Annotated in this window: 9 protein-coding genes; 2 read left to right on the forward strand and 7 right to left on the reverse strand. The window is 69.6% G+C overall.

Features of this window, described 5'->3' with window-relative positions:
- Window positions 1-103: 103 nt before the first annotated feature.
- Window positions 104-1000 (forward strand): homocysteine S-methyltransferase, encoded by an 897-nt coding sequence (mmuM, locus tag SK571_RS20525; protein WP_319985699.1) that lies wholly within the window; start codon window positions 104-106, stop codon window positions 998-1000.
- A 393-nt stretch (window positions 1001-1393) separates the two neighbouring features.
- Here mmuM and SK571_RS20530 read toward each other — a convergent pair whose 3' ends face one another.
- The 6 genes from SK571_RS20530 to SK571_RS20555 form a co-directional block, all read right to left on the reverse strand.
- Window positions 1394-2680, reverse strand: coding sequence for a ricin-type beta-trefoil lectin domain protein (locus tag SK571_RS20530; RefSeq protein WP_319985700.1), 1287 nt, complete (start codon window positions 2678-2680; stop codon window positions 1394-1396).
- A gap of 23 nt (window positions 2681-2703) precedes the next feature.
- Window positions 2704-3993, reverse strand: a complete 1290-nt coding sequence (locus SK571_RS20535) for a cellulose binding domain-containing protein (RefSeq protein WP_319985701.1) — start codon at window positions 3991-3993, stop codon at window positions 2704-2706.
- A 45-nt stretch (window positions 3994-4038) separates the two neighbouring features.
- Window positions 4039-6873 (reverse strand): glycosyl hydrolase family 95 catalytic domain-containing protein, encoded by a 2835-nt coding sequence (locus SK571_RS20540; protein ID WP_319985702.1) that lies wholly within the window; start codon window positions 6871-6873, stop codon window positions 4039-4041.
- Window positions 6874-6898: 25 nt separating this feature from the next.
- Window positions 6899-8236: an extracellular catalytic domain type 1 short-chain-length polyhydroxyalkanoate depolymerase gene (locus tag SK571_RS20545; protein ID WP_319985703.1), complete on the reverse strand. Its 1338-nt coding sequence runs from the start codon at window positions 8234-8236 to the stop codon at window positions 6899-6901.
- Window positions 8233-9606 carry a glycoside hydrolase family 43 protein gene (locus tag SK571_RS20550; RefSeq protein WP_319985704.1) on the reverse strand — a complete coding sequence of 458 codons (1374 nt, stop codon included), beginning with the start codon at window positions 9604-9606 and terminating at the stop codon, window positions 8233-8235. Before SK571_RS20550 ends, SK571_RS20545 begins: the two co-directional genes overlap by 4 nt.
- A gap of 77 nt (window positions 9607-9683) precedes the next feature.
- Entirely contained in the window at window positions 9684-11057 is a 1374-nt protein-coding gene (locus SK571_RS20555) for an endo-1,4-beta-xylanase (protein WP_319985705.1), read from the reverse strand.
- A gap of 457 nt (window positions 11058-11514) precedes the next feature.
- On the opposite strand from SK571_RS20555, the gene SK571_RS20560 reads away from it, so the two are divergent.
- Window positions 11515-12897 carry a glycoside hydrolase family 6 protein gene (locus SK571_RS20560; protein ID WP_319985706.1) on the forward strand — a complete coding sequence of 461 codons (1383 nt, stop codon included), beginning with the start codon at window positions 11515-11517 and terminating at the stop codon, window positions 12895-12897.
- Window positions 12898-13114: 217 nt separating this feature from the next.
- On the opposite strand, the gene SK571_RS20565 is transcribed toward SK571_RS20560, so the two are convergent.
- The gene (locus SK571_RS20565) at window positions 13115-15487 is read right to left on the reverse strand and encodes an RICIN domain-containing protein (protein ID WP_319985707.1); all 2373 of its coding nucleotides are present in this window, start codon (window positions 15485-15487) and stop codon (window positions 13115-13117) included.
- Between the last annotated feature and the right edge of the window lie 201 nt (window positions 15488-15688).

The following is a 15688-nucleotide window of genomic DNA, read 5'->3' on the forward strand; positions in this document are numbered from 1 at the left end:
ACGCGGAGGCCCCCGAAGATCGTCCTGGAGGGGTGCGCGACACCACGGCGGAGCGGCCGTCGCGCACCCCTCCCCTTTGTTCTCATGGCCTTAGACTCGCCGGGTGGAACTGGCAGAGGCTTTGGCACGCAGGGCGGTCGTGCTCGACGGCGGGATGTCGACGGCCCTGGAACTCGCCGGGCACGACCTCTCCGACGAGCTCTGGTCGGCCCGGTTGCTGCTCACCGACCCGGACGCCGTGCGCGCCGCGCACCTCGCCTACTATCGGGCGGGCGCCGAGGTCGCCATCACCGCGAGCTACCAGGCGAGCTTCGAGGGCTTCGCCCGCCGCGGCATCAGCGAGACCGAGACGGCGCGCCTGCTGCGGTCCAGCGTCGAGCTGGCCCGCTCCGCCGCGTCCGAGATGGACGGACCGCGCTGGGTCGCGGCATCCGTCGGCCCGTACGGCGCGGTGCTCGCGGACGGCTCGGAGTACCGGGGCCGCTACGGCCTGAGCCGGCAGGAACTGGTCCGCTTCCACGCCCCTCGCATCGAAACGCTCTGCGAGGCCGGACCGGACGTGCTCGCTGTCGAGACGGTTCCCGACGTGGACGAGGCCGAGGCCGTGCTGGAGGTGGTGCGCGGCAGCGGCGTGCCGGTCTGGCTCTCCTTCACCGTGCGCGGCGACCGGACCTGCGCCGGGCAACCGCTCGAGGAGGCGTTCGCGGTAGCGGCCGGCGTGGACGAGGTCATCGCCGTCGGCGTGAACTGCTGCGCGCCGCAGGACGTGGCGGGCGCGGTCGCCGTGGCCCGGCGGGTGAGCGGGCTGCCGGTCGTGGTGTACCCGAACAGCGGTGAGCAGTGGGATGCGGCGGCGCGGTCCTGGTCCGGGGACGGGGGCGGGTTCGCCGCGCAGGCCGTGGACTGGGTCGGCGGTGGCGCGCGGTTGGTGGGTGGGTGCTGCCGGACTGGGCCGGACGCGATCGCGGTGCTGGCGGAAGGGCTGGCGGCGGCGAGGTAAGAGGACTTCGGCCGGCTTCAGTCCGGTGAAGGCTCCCGGCGCCGTTCACCCAGGCGGCGCTCTCACTTCGGTCACGGGTGAGGGGATGGGAAGGCGGCATTCTCGGGATGGTCGGACGTGGCTGGTGGGTGGGTGCTGCGGGACCGGGCCGGACGCCATCGCTGTGCTGGCGGAAGGGCTGACGGCGGCAAGGTGAGAGGGCTCCCACCGACCCGAGGTCGGTGAAAGCCCTCCGTTCGGCCGAACAACGTCCCGCGGTCCGTCCTCGATGGTCACGGGCGAAAGCCCCGGCGGCACCGCCGAAACGACCAGACACGCCCGTATGAGGCCGTCCCGGCGGCACCTCCTCCAAACCTCCCGCCTGTGAGTCCCATCGAACCCGCGGGACCTGGCCTACACCTGCGACCAGCGCTGGTTCGCACCTCCGTGGCAGGTCCACACGATCGCGGTCGTGCCGTTGGCGGTGCCGGCGCCGTTGACGTCCAGGCACAGCCCGGTCTGTGCGTTGGTGATCGTGCCGCCCGCGTTGACGTTCCACTGCTGGTTCGCGCCGCCCTGGCAGTCCCAGAGCCGCACCGCTGTGCCCGCCGTGGCGTTGGCGGGAGCGTCCAGGCACTTGCCCAGGACCTGAAGGGTCTGGCCGGTGCGGGTGAACTGCTGGTTGGCGTTGCTGTGGCAGTCCCACACGACCATCGGGGACCCGTTGGCCGTGCCGGCGCCGCTGACGTCCAGGCAGCGGCCCGAGGCCTCGCCGCGCAACCGGAACGTCGTCGGGGTGGGGGTGGTGCCGCCGGTGAAGAACTTCCAGACCTCGGTCTTCACCCAGCTGCGCGCTCCGCTCTCACAGCCGGCGCACCCGTCCACCGGTCCCTGCTGGTGGCCTCCGTCGAACGGAGCCCAGACCACCGGGTAGCCGGCCCGGCAACCCGCGTAGGTGGTGGTGATGTGGGTGCGGCTGCCGGCCGCCGGTTCCGGTGCGTTCTGGGGCTGGCAGCCGTTGTTGCGCACCCACCTGTCCCGCTGGCCGCGGCCGGAGCCGATGTTGTCGCCGATGCCGTGGATCCCCATGAACGCGACGGGCGCTGTGCCGCCCGCGCACCCGCTGATCTCGCCGGGGCTCGCGATGGCGGCGATCGCGCGGAAGACGTTCGGCCGGGAGCACGCCAGCGAGATGCTCATCGCGCCGCCGTAGCTGAAGCCGAGAGCGAAGCGCTGCGTCGTGTCGACGCAGAGGTCGTTCTCGATCCGGCGGAGCATGTCGTCGACGAACGTGACGTCCTCGCCGCCGGAGTTGGCCCAGCCGTTGCCGATGCCCTGCGGTGCAACGAAGATCGCCGTGTTGTTCGCCAGCCTTCGCAGGCCGTAGTGGGCGTAGACGTCGCCGTCGCTCCCACCGGAGGCGACGTCGTTCATCGTGCCGCCCCACCAGTGGAAGCCGAAGACCAGCCGGTGCTGCCGGGTGTTGTCGTAGTTGTCCGGGACGCTCAGGACGAACGACCGGGTCTTGCCCCCGCTCTGGATCGTGTGCGTGCCGCTGCGCAGGGTCGGTGCCTTGCCACAGCCCGGGGTCGCGGCAAGAGGTGCCGCGGGATCGGCGACACCGGTGCCGGCGCCGGCGCCGGAGAAGACGAGTGCGGCGATGGCCACCGCGGTGAGCCACCACTTCTTGTTCTGGTGCATGTTCGCGCTCCCTGTGATGGCGGTCAGGCGACTGAGCACGTGTTGCCGTTGAGGCTGTACGAGGCCGGCGCCGAGTCGTTGCCGGTGTGCGTGGCCTGGAAACCGACGGTGATCGACGCGTTCGGCGCGATGTCGCCGTTGTACTGGACGTTTCTCGCGGTCACCTGCCCGGACGTGGGGGAGTAGGTGGCGCTCCAGCCGGACGTGATCGTCTGCCCACCGGGCAGGGTGAAGACCAGCGACCACCCGCTGACCGGCGAGGAACCGGTGTTCGTGATGGTGATGTTCGACGTCAGGCCGTTGTTCCAGGCGCTGATCACGTTGCTCACGCGGCAGGCCGCGTCACCGGGAGGCGTGGTGGTGGTCGTGGTCGTCGTGGTGGTGCTCGTCGGGCCGCCGCCGCCCGGGAACTGGGTGATGAACTTCCACACCTCACCGGACGTCCAGGTCCGCCAGCCGTCGCCACCCGAGTCGATCGGACCCGGCGTGTGGCCGCCGTCGAACGCGGCCCACACCACGGGATAGCCCGCCCGGCAGCCGCTGTAGTTCGTGATGATGTGCGTCCTGCTGCCCGCCCGCGGTTCGGGAGCGTTCTGCGGTGTGCAGCCGTTGTTGCGCACGAACGTGTCGCGCAGTCCGCGGCCCAGGCCGATGCCGAGCACGTTGTCGCTGATGCCGTGGATGCCCATGTAGCCGATCGGCTGGGTGCCGCCGTCGCACCCGCTGAGCTGCGCGCCCGAGTAGGCGATCACCGCGCGGAAGACGTTCGCGCGGGCACAGGCCACCGCGTACGACATGCCGCCGCCGTAGCTGAAGCCACCGGCGAACCGCTGGGTCGTGTCGATGCACAGCCCCGAGTCGAGGCGGTTGACCAGGTCGTCGACGAACCTCAGGTCCTGGCCGCCGGGGTTGGCCCATCCGTTGCCGTTGCCCTGCGGCGCCACGAAGATCGTGCCGTTGTTCGCCGCGTCGGAGAGCCGCCGCAGCCCGTAGTAGGACCAGTTGTAGCCGTCGGTGCCACCGGAGTCGACGTCGTTCATCGTGCCGCCCCGCCAGTGGAAGCCGACGAACAGCCGGTACTGGCGGTTGTTGTCGTAGTTGGGCGGCAGCCGCAGGATGAACGAGCGGTTCTGGCCACCGCTGTTGATCGTGTGCTGGCCGCTCGTCAGCGCCGGTGGCTTGCCGCACCCCGCCGTCGCCGCCGCCGCGCCGACATCCCCGGCGGACTGGCCGCCCAGCGCGATCCCCGCCGCGCCCAGGAAGACCACGGCGCTCGCGACGGCCGCCGCGAGCACGGACCTATGCCGCGACATGGCAGGACCCCTTGTGCAGGTGGAACATCGTCGTCCCTTCGCTCGTCACGCTTGCTGGAGTTGGAACCGCTGGTTGTTGGAGCCGGTCGGACTCCACTGGGAGAGCCGGGCGCCGTCGGCGGCCGACGCCTCCCAGACGTCCGCGGCAAGCCCGCTCTGGCGGTTGACGAGGCTGATCACGCCACCGCCGTGGTCGACCACCCGCCACTGCTGGCTCGTCGCGCCGGAGTCGGGCTGCTGGGTGATGTCGGCGCCACTGCTGGAGCTCGCGACCTGGAGCACCAGGCCGCTGTGCCGGGCCCGCACGCGGTAGTGGCCGCCGCCGGAGTCGAGGAAGTCGAACTGCTGGTTCAGCCCGCTGGTCGCGGACCACTGCTGCACCAACGCTCCTGCCGCCGTGGACCCACCGCTGACGTCGGCGCACTTCCCGCTGTGCCGTGCGACGAGCCGGTAGTGGACGCCGGGCCGCACGCCGGGGCCGGAGGCCTGACCGGTCACGCGATAGGTGCGTCCACGTTGGACGGAGAACGTGACGACGTCGGACTCCGGCTTGGCGGGCTCGATCACGCTGCCGCTCGTCGTGTCGCGCAGCTCGAACGTGCCGGCGAAGACCCGGTTGCGGATCCGGGCGGTGCCGTCGCGGTCCGGCGTCACGGTCAGGGTGGTGGAACCGTCGGCCCCCCAGATCGCGCCGACGGTGTACCCACCACGCCCGCGCAGGCCCGCGAAGCTGCCCGCGGACCACGCCGGTGGCAGCGCGGGCAGCACGTGCAGCTCCCCGGCGTGGCTGTGCAGCAGCATCTCCGCGACGCCGGAGGTCGCGCCGAAGTTGCCGTCGATCTGGAACGGCGGGTGCAGGTCGAACATGTTGGGCGCGAGGCGTTCGGTCGTCACCAGAGACCGGAGCAGGTCGTGCGCCCTGGCGCCCTCCTCCAGCCGGGCCCAGAAATTGATCTTCCAGGCCAGCGACCACCCGGTGCCCGCGTCACCCCGCAGCTCCAGGGTGCGCAGTGCCGCGGCGTGCAGCTGGGGAGTGCCGCGCTTGGTGATCTGGTTGCTCGGGTGCAGGCCGTAGAGGTGCGAGACGTGCCGGTGGTTGCGCTCGGTCTCGGTCCAGTCGTACAGCCACTCCATCACGTTGCCCCGCGACCCGATCCTCGTCGGGGCGAGCCGCTGCCGCGCGGTGCGCACCTGCGCGCGGAAGTCGGCGTCGACGCCGAGCACCTCGGAGGCGCTCGCACAGCCGTCGAACAGGTCGCGCAGGATCTGCATGTCCATCGTCGGCCCGGCGCAGACGCTGGCATTCGTGTGGTGGTTGAGCTCCGGCGAGTTCGACGGGTTGGTGACGAGGTTGCCGAGGCTCGGCTCGGTGACGAGCGTGTCCAGGAAGAACTGCGCACAGCCCTTCAAGGCCGGGTAGTACGTCCGCAGGAAGCCGAGGTCGCCGGTGAACAGGTAGTGGTCCCAGATCAGCGTCGAGAGCCATGCCCCGCCGGTCTGCCACATGCCCGCCGCGGCGAAGTCGACGACCGAGGAACCGCGCCAGGCGTCCGTGTTGTGGTGGGTGACCCAGCCGCGGGCGTTGTACTGCAGCTGCGCGGTGCGGGCACCGGTGACGGTCAGGTCGTCGACCATGCGGAACACCGGCTGCAGGCACTCGCCGAGGTTGGTGGTGTCCGCCGGCCAGTAGCTCATCGGCAGGTTGGCGTTGATGGTGTACTTCGAGTCCCACGAGGGCGCCATCTGGTCGTTCCAGATGCCCTGGAGGTTCGCCGGTTGCGTGCCGGGGCGCGACGACGAGATCAGCAGGTAGCGGCCGTACTGGAAGAGCAGCACCGCGAACTGCGGGTCGCTCGTGCCCGCGTGCTGGGTGATCCGGACGTCGGTCGGCTGGTCGGCCGCCGCCGTGCGCCCGAGGTCGAGCGACACGCGCCCGAACAAGGCCTGGTAGTCGGCGACGTGCCGGGCCCGCAGGGTGTCGAAGGCGATGCCCTGCGCGGCGTTCAGGCGGTTGCGGGCGTTGCCCTGGTAGTCGCCGTTGACCGTGCGGAAGTCGACGTAGCTGCTGCCGATGGAGATCAGCACCGTCACCGCGTTCGCCCCGGTGACGCGCAACGTGCCACCGGAGCTGCTGACGGTGCCGCCCTCGGTGACCGCCCTGGCGAGCGCGAGGAACCGGACGGTGCCCGCGATGCCCCGCTGGGCTCCGGAGGTCCCGTCCAGCCCGATCGTCGTGCCGTCCACTGTGGACGTCGTGGTGCGCTGCGGTGAGCTGAACGACGCGGTGAACGAGATCGAGCCCGGCGTCTGGGCCGTCAGGCGCATCACGATCACCTGGTCCGGCGCGCTGGCGAACACCTCCCGCTGGTACCGGAGGTTGTTCGCCGTGTAGGTCACGGCCGTCGTCGCCGTGGTGAGGTCGAGCGACCGCTGGTAGGACGACGCGGTCGCGGAGGGGAACGTCAGGCGCAGGTCGCCGACCGGCTGGTAGGCCATCTGCCCGGCGGGACTGCCGAGCATGGTCTGGTCGATCAGCGACTGCGCCTGCGTCCACTGGCCGGCGAACACGAGCCGCCGGATCTCGGCGAGCGATCCGGCGCCACGCGGGTTGGTGTAGTCGTGCGGCCCGCCCGCCCAGACCGTGTCCTCGTTGAGCTGCAGGCGTTCGGTGTCGGTGTTGCCGAACACCATCGCACCGAGCCGCCCGTTGCCGATGGGCAGGGCGCGCAGCCAGTCGTTCCCGGCAGGCCCGCCGTACCACAGCGAGAGGTCACCGGGTGCCCGCACGTCCGCGGAGGCGGGGCTCGCGGTCCACCCCGCCTGCGTCAGTGCTACACCCGCGCCGAGCTTGATGAGCTGCCGGCGGTTCAGGTCGGACATGCCGGTCCTCCAGTGGTGTGCGCGGTCAGGTCACGGCACAACGCACGCCGTTGAGCGTGAATCCGTCCGCAGGTCCGCTGTTGCCCGTGTGCGTGGCCTGGAAGCCGATGGACACCTGAGCGGAGGGCTGGATCTGCGCGTTGTAGCCGACGTTGCGGGCGGTCACCTGGCCGGTGGCGGGGGAGTAGGTGGCGCTCCAGCCGCCCGTGACGGTCTGTCCGCCGGGCAGCGTGAACTGCAGCTCCCAGCCGTTCACCGGTGTCGAGGACGTGTTGGTGATGGTGATCGTCTCGGTCAGGCCGGTGTTCCAGGCGTTGACCACGGCCTTCACCGAGCAGCCCTGGGACGGCGGCGGTGTCGTGGTGGTCGTCGTGGTCGTGGTGGTGGTCGTCGTCGTGGGTGGACGATCGAGACCGAGGAACGTGATCGCCTGCGCGACCATTCCCGCGGTCGGCACGTCGTGCCCGGTGCCCTGGGCGCTGATCCCCTCGACGACGGCCGGTGTGCCGGTGCCGTAGCGGGTGCGCGTCCAGTTCGGCTGCGGCTGGTCGGTGGTCGTCGGCGTCCTGCTCACGCCGTGCACGTTCGTCCACTGGTCGAGCGCCTCACCGAAGTTCGGGTACGCCAGCGTCGTGTCGGCGGTGCCGTGCCACAGCTGCATCCGCGGGTAGCGCCCGGTGTAGCCGGGGTACATCGCCCTCGCCTGGTCTCCCCACTGCTGCGGGGTCTTCAGCAGGGTGCCGCCCGAGCACTGGCTGTTCCACATCGACCCGTCCGTCGTCGCGAAGCAGCCCGCCGGGACACCGGCGAAGGCCGCGCCCGCGCTGAACACGTCCGGGTACTGGGCGGCCAGCACGTTGGTCATCATCGCGCCGGACGAGATGCCCGAGACGACGATGCGCTCCGGGTCCACGTTGTAGCGCTGGCGCGCGTACGACACCATCGACATGATTCCGGTGGAGTCGCTTCCTCCGTTGCGGCGCAACGCGTTCTGGGTCGACACGTCGAAGCAGTGCCCGTCCCTCGTGGCCTCGGGGTAGACGATCACGTACCCGTTGCGGTCCGCGGCGGTGACGTAGTCGCGTCCGCCGCCGTTGTGCACCGCGCTCGCGGAACCGGTGCAGTAGTGCACCATCACGAGCAGGGCCGGGCGTTCCGCGAGCCTGTCGGGCGCGTAGACGTACATGTTCAGGCCGGTCGGGTTCGTGCCGAAGTTCGTGACCCGCACCAGGGACGCGGCCTGCGCCGGCTGGGGCACGAGCGAGAGCGCGACGGCGGCGACCAGCATCAGCACGGCCGCGACGATGCCGGCGAGGCTGAGCCCGTCGAGGCTCGTCCGGCCGTGGGAACTCGAGTTGCTCATGATGGGCTCCCCCCGCTGAACTGCCACCAGTTCATGTTGAGCAGATAGCCGTTGCCACCGCTGAACCTCAGGTACAGGTCACGCGTGCCGGTCAGCCCGCTCACCGGGCAGGTGACGGTGGTCCACGCCTGCCAGCCGCCGGTGTTGGGCACCGTGCAGCGGCCGGCGAGAGTGCCGGTCGGACTGCCGCTGCGCACCTCGACGGAGCTTCCCGCGACGGTGGACGCGACGCGGGCGGTGAACGTCGAGGCGCCGTTGCCGAAGGCGACGTTCTTCACCTTGATGTTGTCACCGTTGTTGATGTAGCCGACGTTCATGCCGCCCTCGCTGGAGGCCTCGGTCTCGATGCCGTTGCCCCACGCGATGGTCTCGGCTTCCTGCCGTGCGTAGGGGTTGAGGGTGTCGGCCGCCGGTGGTCCCGCCGTCGTCATGGTGAGGGGCGGGATGCTGCCGTCGGCGTTGTAGCTGAACTTCTCGACGGCCACGGAACGGGTGAAGCCACCACCGCCGGGCAGGGCGCCGTTGTGGTAGAAGAAGTACGAGCTGCCCTTGAAGTCGATGATGCCGGCGTGGTTGGTGAAGCTGCTGCCCTGCGTGGCCATCACGGTGCCGCGGTAGGTCCACGGCCCGGTCGGGCCGGGGGAGGTGGAGTAGGCGATGAACTCCGAGCAGCACTTGGCGGCGAAGACGTTGTAGTACAGGCCGTTGCGCTTGTAGACCCAGGGGCCTTCCTCGTAGAGGGTGGGCCGGTTCGGGTCGCCGGTGCGGGTGCCGAAGCCCGCCGTGGTGAGCGGGATCCTGTTGATGCCGCCCGAGTAGGACGTCATGTCGGCGTTGAGGCGGACGTAGGAGAGGTTGGGGTTGCCCCAGTACAGGTACGCCTGGCCGTCGTCGTCGATCATGACCGTGGGGTCGATCTCGCCGTTCTCCACCAGGGGACGGCCGAGGGCGTCGCGGAACGGGCCGGTGGGGCTGTCGGCGACGGCCACACCGATGGCCGGGCGTCCGGTGGTCTTGGTGACGACGGGGACGTACCAGTAGAACTTGCCGTTGCGTTCCACGGCCTGGCCGGCCCACGCGTCCTGTTTCGCCCAGCTGAACGAGGCGAGGCTCAGGGGAGAGCCGTGGTCGGTCCAGTTCACCATGTCGGCCGAGGACCAGACCCGCCACTCCTTCATGGTGAACCAGGTCGAGCCGTCCTCGTCGTGGCCGGTGTAGAGGTAGACCCGTCCGTTGTGGACCAGCGGTGCCGGGTCGGCCGTGTAGATGTGCTGCACGATCGGGTTGTCCGCCTTCACCGGCGAGACCACCGTCAGGACCGTGCCCACCACCAGGGCGATGCTCGCCCAAAGCCTTCGTGTCTTGACCATCATCTTCTTCCCAGGGCAGGGCGCTCCGGCGGACGGTCGCCCGTCCGCCGGAGCTTGCCGGTCGTGTGGTGCGGGAGTCAGCTCGCGGTGCAGGACGGGTTCAGCCCGTCTCCGCTTCCGTTGCCCTGGAAGCCGAACTCGGTGGACTGGCCGGCGGGCACGTTCCCGTTGTAGTCCACGTTGGACCAGTTGATGGCTCCGCTGGTGCCGCTTCGGTTGGCACTCCAGGAGCCGGTGACCGTGCCGTTCGACAGCGTGGTGGTGACCCTCCAGCCGCGCAGGGCGCTGGAGCCGGCGGTGACCTTGATCGTGGCGACGAAACCACCGTTCCACTGGTTCAGCGACACCGCCGCGGTGCACCCGCCCGGACCGGGGTCGTTGCTCGTAGTCGTGGTGGTTGTGGTGGTCGTGGTGGTCGTCGTCGTGCCGGGACCACCTGCGTTGAGCGCGTTGAGCACCGAGGTGTAGGCGGCCTTCTTGTTGCCGTTGCCGTCGAACAGCAGCGGGGTGCCGGAGGCGCGCCAGGAGTCGGTGTCGCGGATGCCCCACACGGTGATGCCGGTGCACCGCGTCACGGCGAGGCAGGCCCGCGTCACGCGGTCGTAGTTCGACGCCTGGGCACTACCGGAGCCCTCGATGTCCAGTTCGGTGATCTGCACGTCGACGCCGAGGTTGGCGAAGTTCTGCAGGGTGGTCTGGTAGTTGGAGGGAACCGGGCTCTGGGCGTTGAAGTGGGACTGGAAGCCGACGCAGTCGATCGGCACGCCGCGGGACTTGAAGTCCTGCACCATCCGGTAGACGCCCTGGGTCTTGGCGTGCGACCAGTCGTCGGTGTTGTAGTCGTTGTAGCAGAGCTTCGCGCCGGGGTCGGCGGCACGGGCGGCGCGGAACGCGGCCTCGATCCAGTCGTTGCCGGTGCGCTGCAGGTTGGAGTCACGACGCCCGCCGCTGCTGCCGTCGGCGAAGGCCTCGTTCACCACGTCCCAGGCGTAGATCTTGCCCCGGTAGTAGGTCGCGACCTGCGTGACGTGGTTCAGCATCGCGTTGCGCAGCGCCGTGCCGGACATGTTCTGCATCCAGCCGGGCTGCTGCGAGTGCCACGCCAGCGCGTGCCCGCGGATTCGCTTGCCCTGGTTGCGCGCCTGGTTGACGATCCGGTCCGCGTTGCCGTAGCTGAACTGCCCCTGGTTCGGCTCAGTGGCGTCCATCTTCATCTCGTTCTCGGCCGTGACCATGTCGAACTCCCGGTTCAGGATTCCGACGTAGGTCGAGTCGCCGAGTCTGCCCGCGGCGACTGCGGTACCGAAGTAACGACCGCTCTGCTGGGCGGCCGCGCCGAGAGTGGTCGCCGCGTTCGCGACGGGAGGTGCGATCAGGGTGGCGCCGATTGCCGCTGCCGCGACCGTGGCAATGATCGGGATCAGAGCCGCTGACTTCGATGTCAGTCTCATCATTCACGCTTTCGCAGGAACACCCGTTGCGGGGTGTGATGGACAGGGTCAGCTCACGAGGTCCGGTGCGCCAGTGCCGGATCCCGTTGAACGACAAGGAGTGTCGCAGCTTCCTGTTCACGCTCACAAGAACGCACTGTCGAATTCGACAGCAGGTTGACTCGATCGGCGCACAAATGTAGGGGAGCGCTCCCAGTGCAGACGTCAAACCGTTTGAGTGCGATCGTCGAACGGTATTGAAACCGCATTCTGCTAAAGTTAGCGCTAACATCTTTAGCATTGACGGACCGGTGTTTCGCAGCTACCTTGGCCCGAACTCGTATTCGCTTTTCCGCGATGCCGGTCCGAAGCGGACCGAGTGCTCGGCTGTGCGCCGCATGCTCTGCGCACTGCCTGTGAGAGCGCTCTCATGCATCGTGAACCCCTTCCCCATGGCAACGACGCTGCGAGGACCTGAATGTCAGCAACTGTTCCGTCCCGAGAAAAGACGACGGCACCGAGGAAGCGAGCGGCGGGCGCGTGCCTGTTCGCGTCCGCGCTCGTCGCCGGGGTCACCACCCTGGTGGTCAGCGGCGGCACGGCCGTCAGCGCGGCCGAGTCGGCGTTCTACACCGACCCGTCCAGCTCGAGCGCCAAGTGGGTCGCCGCCAATCCGGGAGACTCGCGTGCCGCGGTCATCCGCGACCGCATCGCGTCGGTTCCGCAGGCGCGCTGGTACACCACGACCAACACCTCCACGGTGCGGTCGGAGATCAGCTCGTTCGTCGGCGCGGCGGCCTCCGCCGGCAAGATCCCGATCCTGGTGGTCTACAACATCCCCAACCGCGACTGCGGTGGCCCCAGCGGCGGCGGGGCGTCCTCCCACGCGGCCTACCGGGCGTGGGTGGACGAGGTGGCCGCGGGCCTGGCCGGCCGCCCGGCGACGATCGTGCTCGAACCGGACGTGCTGCCGCTGATGTCCACCTGCCAGACCGCGGACCAGCAGAACCAGACCAAGGCGTCCATGGCCTACGCCGGCAAGAAGCTCAAGTCCGGCTCCGGGCAGGCGAAGGTGTACTTCGACATCGGGCACTCCGCGTGGCTGAGCCCGGCGGAGGCAGCGAACCGGCTGCGCGGCGCGGACATCTCCAACAGCGCCGACGGCATCTCGACGAACGTGTCGAACTACCGCTCCACCTCCGACGAGGTGAACTTCGCCAAGAACGTGCTCAACGCCGTCGGCGACAGCCGCCTCAAGGCGGTCGTCGACACCAGCCGCAACGGCAACGGTCCGAACGGCAGCGAGTGGTGCGACCCGGCGGGACGCGCGATCGGCACTCCCAGCACGACGAACACGGGTGACGCGAAGATCGAGGCGTTCCTGTGGGTCAAGCTGCCGGGTGAGTCCGACGGCTGCATCGCGCCGGCCGGTCAGTTCGTGCCGCAGCGCGCCTACGAGCTCGCGATGGCCGCCGGTCCGATCACCACGACCACGACCACCACGACGACCACGACGACCACGACCACGACCACGACTGGCGGTAACCCCGGTGGCGGCTGCAAGGCGACCCACCGCGTGGTCAGCCAGTGGCAGGGCGGCTACACCGGCGAGATCGTGATCGAGAACCGCGGCCAGGCGATCAACGGCTGGACCTTCTCGTTCTCCGCTCCCGGCGTGTCCGTCACGCAGGGCTGGAACGGGACGTGGACCGACTCCGGCGACGAGGTCCGGGTGGCGAACACCGCCTGGAACGGCTCGCTCGGCGCCGGCGCCCAGCTGAGCATCGGGTTCAACGCGAACTACAACGGTGGCACGCCACCGTTCTCGTCACCGGTGCTGAACGGCGTCGCCTGCTCCTGAGGTGACGGCGAACGAGGTCCCCGCACCGGCCGGTGCGGGGACCCGGTGGCGTGGCTCGGAAGGTCGGCTGGGTAATTCACGCTCAGCAGGGCGCCTCGCGGCACCGCCCCCACGCCCCCATACGACTCCGGTATGAGGACGTGGGGGCGGCACCACGATGCACCCGTCTGACCGCGAATTCGCCTGGCAACCTTTCGAGCCACACCACCAGTCGCTGTCAGCCGCGCAGGCTCCACTGCTGGTTCGTCCCGCCGTGGCAGGCCCAGAGGTGGATCAGCGTGCCGTTCGCGGTGCCGTTGCCGCTGGCGTCGAGGCACAGCCCCGACTGCGCGCCGGTGATGGTGCCGTCGGCGTTGACGTTCCACTGCTGGTTCACGCCGCCGTGGCAGTCCCACAGGATCGCCGCGGTGCCGTTGGCGGTTCCTCCGCCGGAGGCGTCGAGGCACTTGCCCTGCACGGTGAGCTGCCTGCCGGCCGTGTGGTTCCAGCGCTGGTTCGCGCCGCCGTTGCAGTCCCAGAGCCTCGCCTGGGTGTTGTTGTTCGTGGTGGCGACGTCGAGGCAGCGGTTCGACTGGCTGCCGACGACCGTGACGTTCTCCCGGCCGCCCCCGCTGCCGCCCGGACCCGCGTTGGCCATGACCGCCTGGGCACCGGACGGCCAGTTGCCGTTGGACACGACCACGTTGCCGTTGACGACGTTGCCGCGGTCGCCGTTGGTCACGTTGGTGCTGTTGTTGGTCGACCAGTTGCCGGTGAGGGTCCAGTTGCCCATGTTCTCGCCGCCCCAGTAGTTGGCGGTGGCCCAGGTTCCGGTGGAGGAGAAGACGTTGCCGGTCGCGCGGTAGTACTTGGAGCCCTCGTCGAAGTAGAGCCCGAACCACCCGTTGGTGCGCAGGCAGTGGTTGCCGCTGATCTCCGCGTTCGGGTTCCAGGCGAGCGTGTAGATGCAGCCGCCGTCGGTCATCTGCTGCATGACGTCGTGGACGTAGTTGTTGATGAGCTTGTTGTTGGACGCGGTGGTGGGCGTCGAGTACCGCGGCTGGTAGTTGTACAGACCGCGGTTCGCGTAGTGGTTGCTGCCGCCCGCGTCGTTGGCGCCCCAGCCGTAGCCGAGGGACAGGCCGGAGTACGGCATGTTGTAGATCTCGTTGTGGGACACGGTCGCCGTGTTGACGTAGGTGTTGAGCACCGACACGTTGCCGCGGTACTCGACGCCGAGGTCGTGGATGCGGTTGTGGCTGACCGTGATGTCCCGGTTGACCATCCGCTGGTCGCTCGGGTGGTGCGCGTCGGCCCGCACGCCGCCGACCACGACGCCGCCCGCCGAGCTGCGGGCGATCTCCGACCTGGTGATCGTGATGCCGGACGCGCCGAGTCCCACACCGCTGGCGTGCGCGTTGGCGTCGTTGCCGATGCCGATCGCGGTCTGGCCGAGGTTGACGAACTGCGAGTCGGTGAAGGTGATTCCACTGGCCGCCGAGACCTGGACCGCCGCGGGCATCTGGAACCAGTGCGGCCGCACCGCCTCGAACTGCGCACAGCCCTGCTGGCACGAGTTGATCCGGTCGGCCGGCCAGTTCTGGTTGCCCGCCATGTAGGCGCCGGTCTGCTGGTCGGCGAAACCCTGGTTGCCGCTGGGACCGAGCCAGGACGTGCCGGTGAAGGTGATGCCGCTGAACGTGATGTTGCGCGCCGGAGCGTCGTAGGTGCCACCGACGTTGACCAGTGACTGCATCACCGGCAGTTCCACGCTGACGTTGCTCATGTTCTGCCCGGCGAGCGGGATGTAGTAGAGCGCTCCCGCACCGGGGTTGATGTACCACTCGCCCTGCGCGTCGAGGAACTCGTACGCGTTCGCCAGGTACAGCGGGCCAGCCCGGTGCGGCTTGCTGAGCGTGTCGTAGCCGAAGGTGTTGTTGTTCCACGCGGGTTGTTGCATCGTGAGGAAGTTCCCGGCGATGCTCTGCACCGGCGAGTAGCGGTCGGTGAACGAGTTGACGCTCTCCACCTCGACGCGGTTCTGGTTCGCCAGGTTGTTCAGGTAGTTCAGCGCACTGTTCGAGAAGCGCATGCCGGTGTCGGTGAACGTGAAGTCGGCGCGGTTCACCTGGGTCCGCGCGCGGGTCGCGATCGCACCGTTGACGTACAGCTGCCGGCTTTCCACGCCGGTGCCGACGCTGGCCCGCCAGATGTTCCTGCCTGCGTCGGCCAGCGACCACCCGGTGACCGCCCTGGCGCCGCTGATGACGGGACGTGCCGACGCGGCGGCCTGCCACAGCACGCGGTACCCGTTGCTGCCGGAGTCCGCCGCGGTGAGCCGGAACGGCTCGGTGAGCCGGTAGGTGCCGCCGGCCAGTTCCACGACGATGTCACCGGACATCGACGCGTTGCGGGACCTCACCGCCGCCTGCGCTCCCGGCAACGAGCACGGCGCCGTGGCGGAGCAGGCGGTGCCGCTGCCCGAGGGAGAGGCGTGGAGGGTCGTGGTGGCCGCGGAGGCGGGGGGAGCGGTGGCGAGGGCGGCGATCACCGCTGCCGTGGCGGCGAGCGCGATCCGCCCGCGCACAGCGGGGAACGGGGACGTGGACAAGTGACCTCCTGGTGGGTGTGGCCTGATCACCTCTCCCGCTGCGGCGGACGGGACAGCTCGTGTCCTGTGTGGACGTTCGGGTTCGTCGAGCCTGCCGGGGAACGCGCCGGCGGGCGGCCAGGACTTCGCGGCGACGGCAACCGGGAACGGGGCGTGCGGACGGGTCTCCGTGGACGGGAGGCCGGGCGTCCGGGCCGGTTC

The organism is Lentzea kristufekii, from assembly GCF_033949925.1.
Classification (GTDB): domain Bacteria; phylum Actinomycetota; class Actinomycetes; order Mycobacteriales; family Pseudonocardiaceae; genus Lentzea; species Lentzea kristufekii.

Bases quoted from the DNA above. Each gene is read 5' to 3' on its own strand.
- SK571_RS20550 (WP_319985704.1), bottom strand. From the start codon at position 9,606: ATGGTCAAGACACGAAGGCTTTGGGCGAGCATCGCCCTGGTGGTGGGC.
- SK571_RS20555 (WP_319985705.1), bottom strand. From the start codon at position 11,057: ATGAGACTGACATCGAAGTCAGCGGCTCTGATCCCGATCATTGCCACG.
- SK571_RS20540 (WP_319985702.1), bottom strand. From the start codon at position 6,873: ATGTCCGACCTGAACCGCCGGCAGCTCATCAAGCTCGGCGCGGGTGTA.
- SK571_RS20545 (WP_319985703.1), bottom strand. From the start codon at position 8,236: ATGAGCAACTCGAGTTCCCACGGCCGGACGAGCCTCGACGGGCTCAGC.
- SK571_RS20535 (WP_319985701.1), bottom strand. From the start codon at position 3,993: ATGTCGCGGCATAGGTCCGTGCTCGCGGCGGCCGTCGCGAGCGCCGTG.
- SK571_RS20530 (WP_319985700.1), bottom strand. From the start codon at position 2,680: ATGCACCAGAACAAGAAGTGGTGGCTCACCGCGGTGGCCATCGCCGCA.
- SK571_RS20560 (WP_319985706.1), top strand. From the start codon at position 11,515: ATGTCAGCAACTGTTCCGTCCCGAGAAAAGACGACGGCACCGAGGAAG.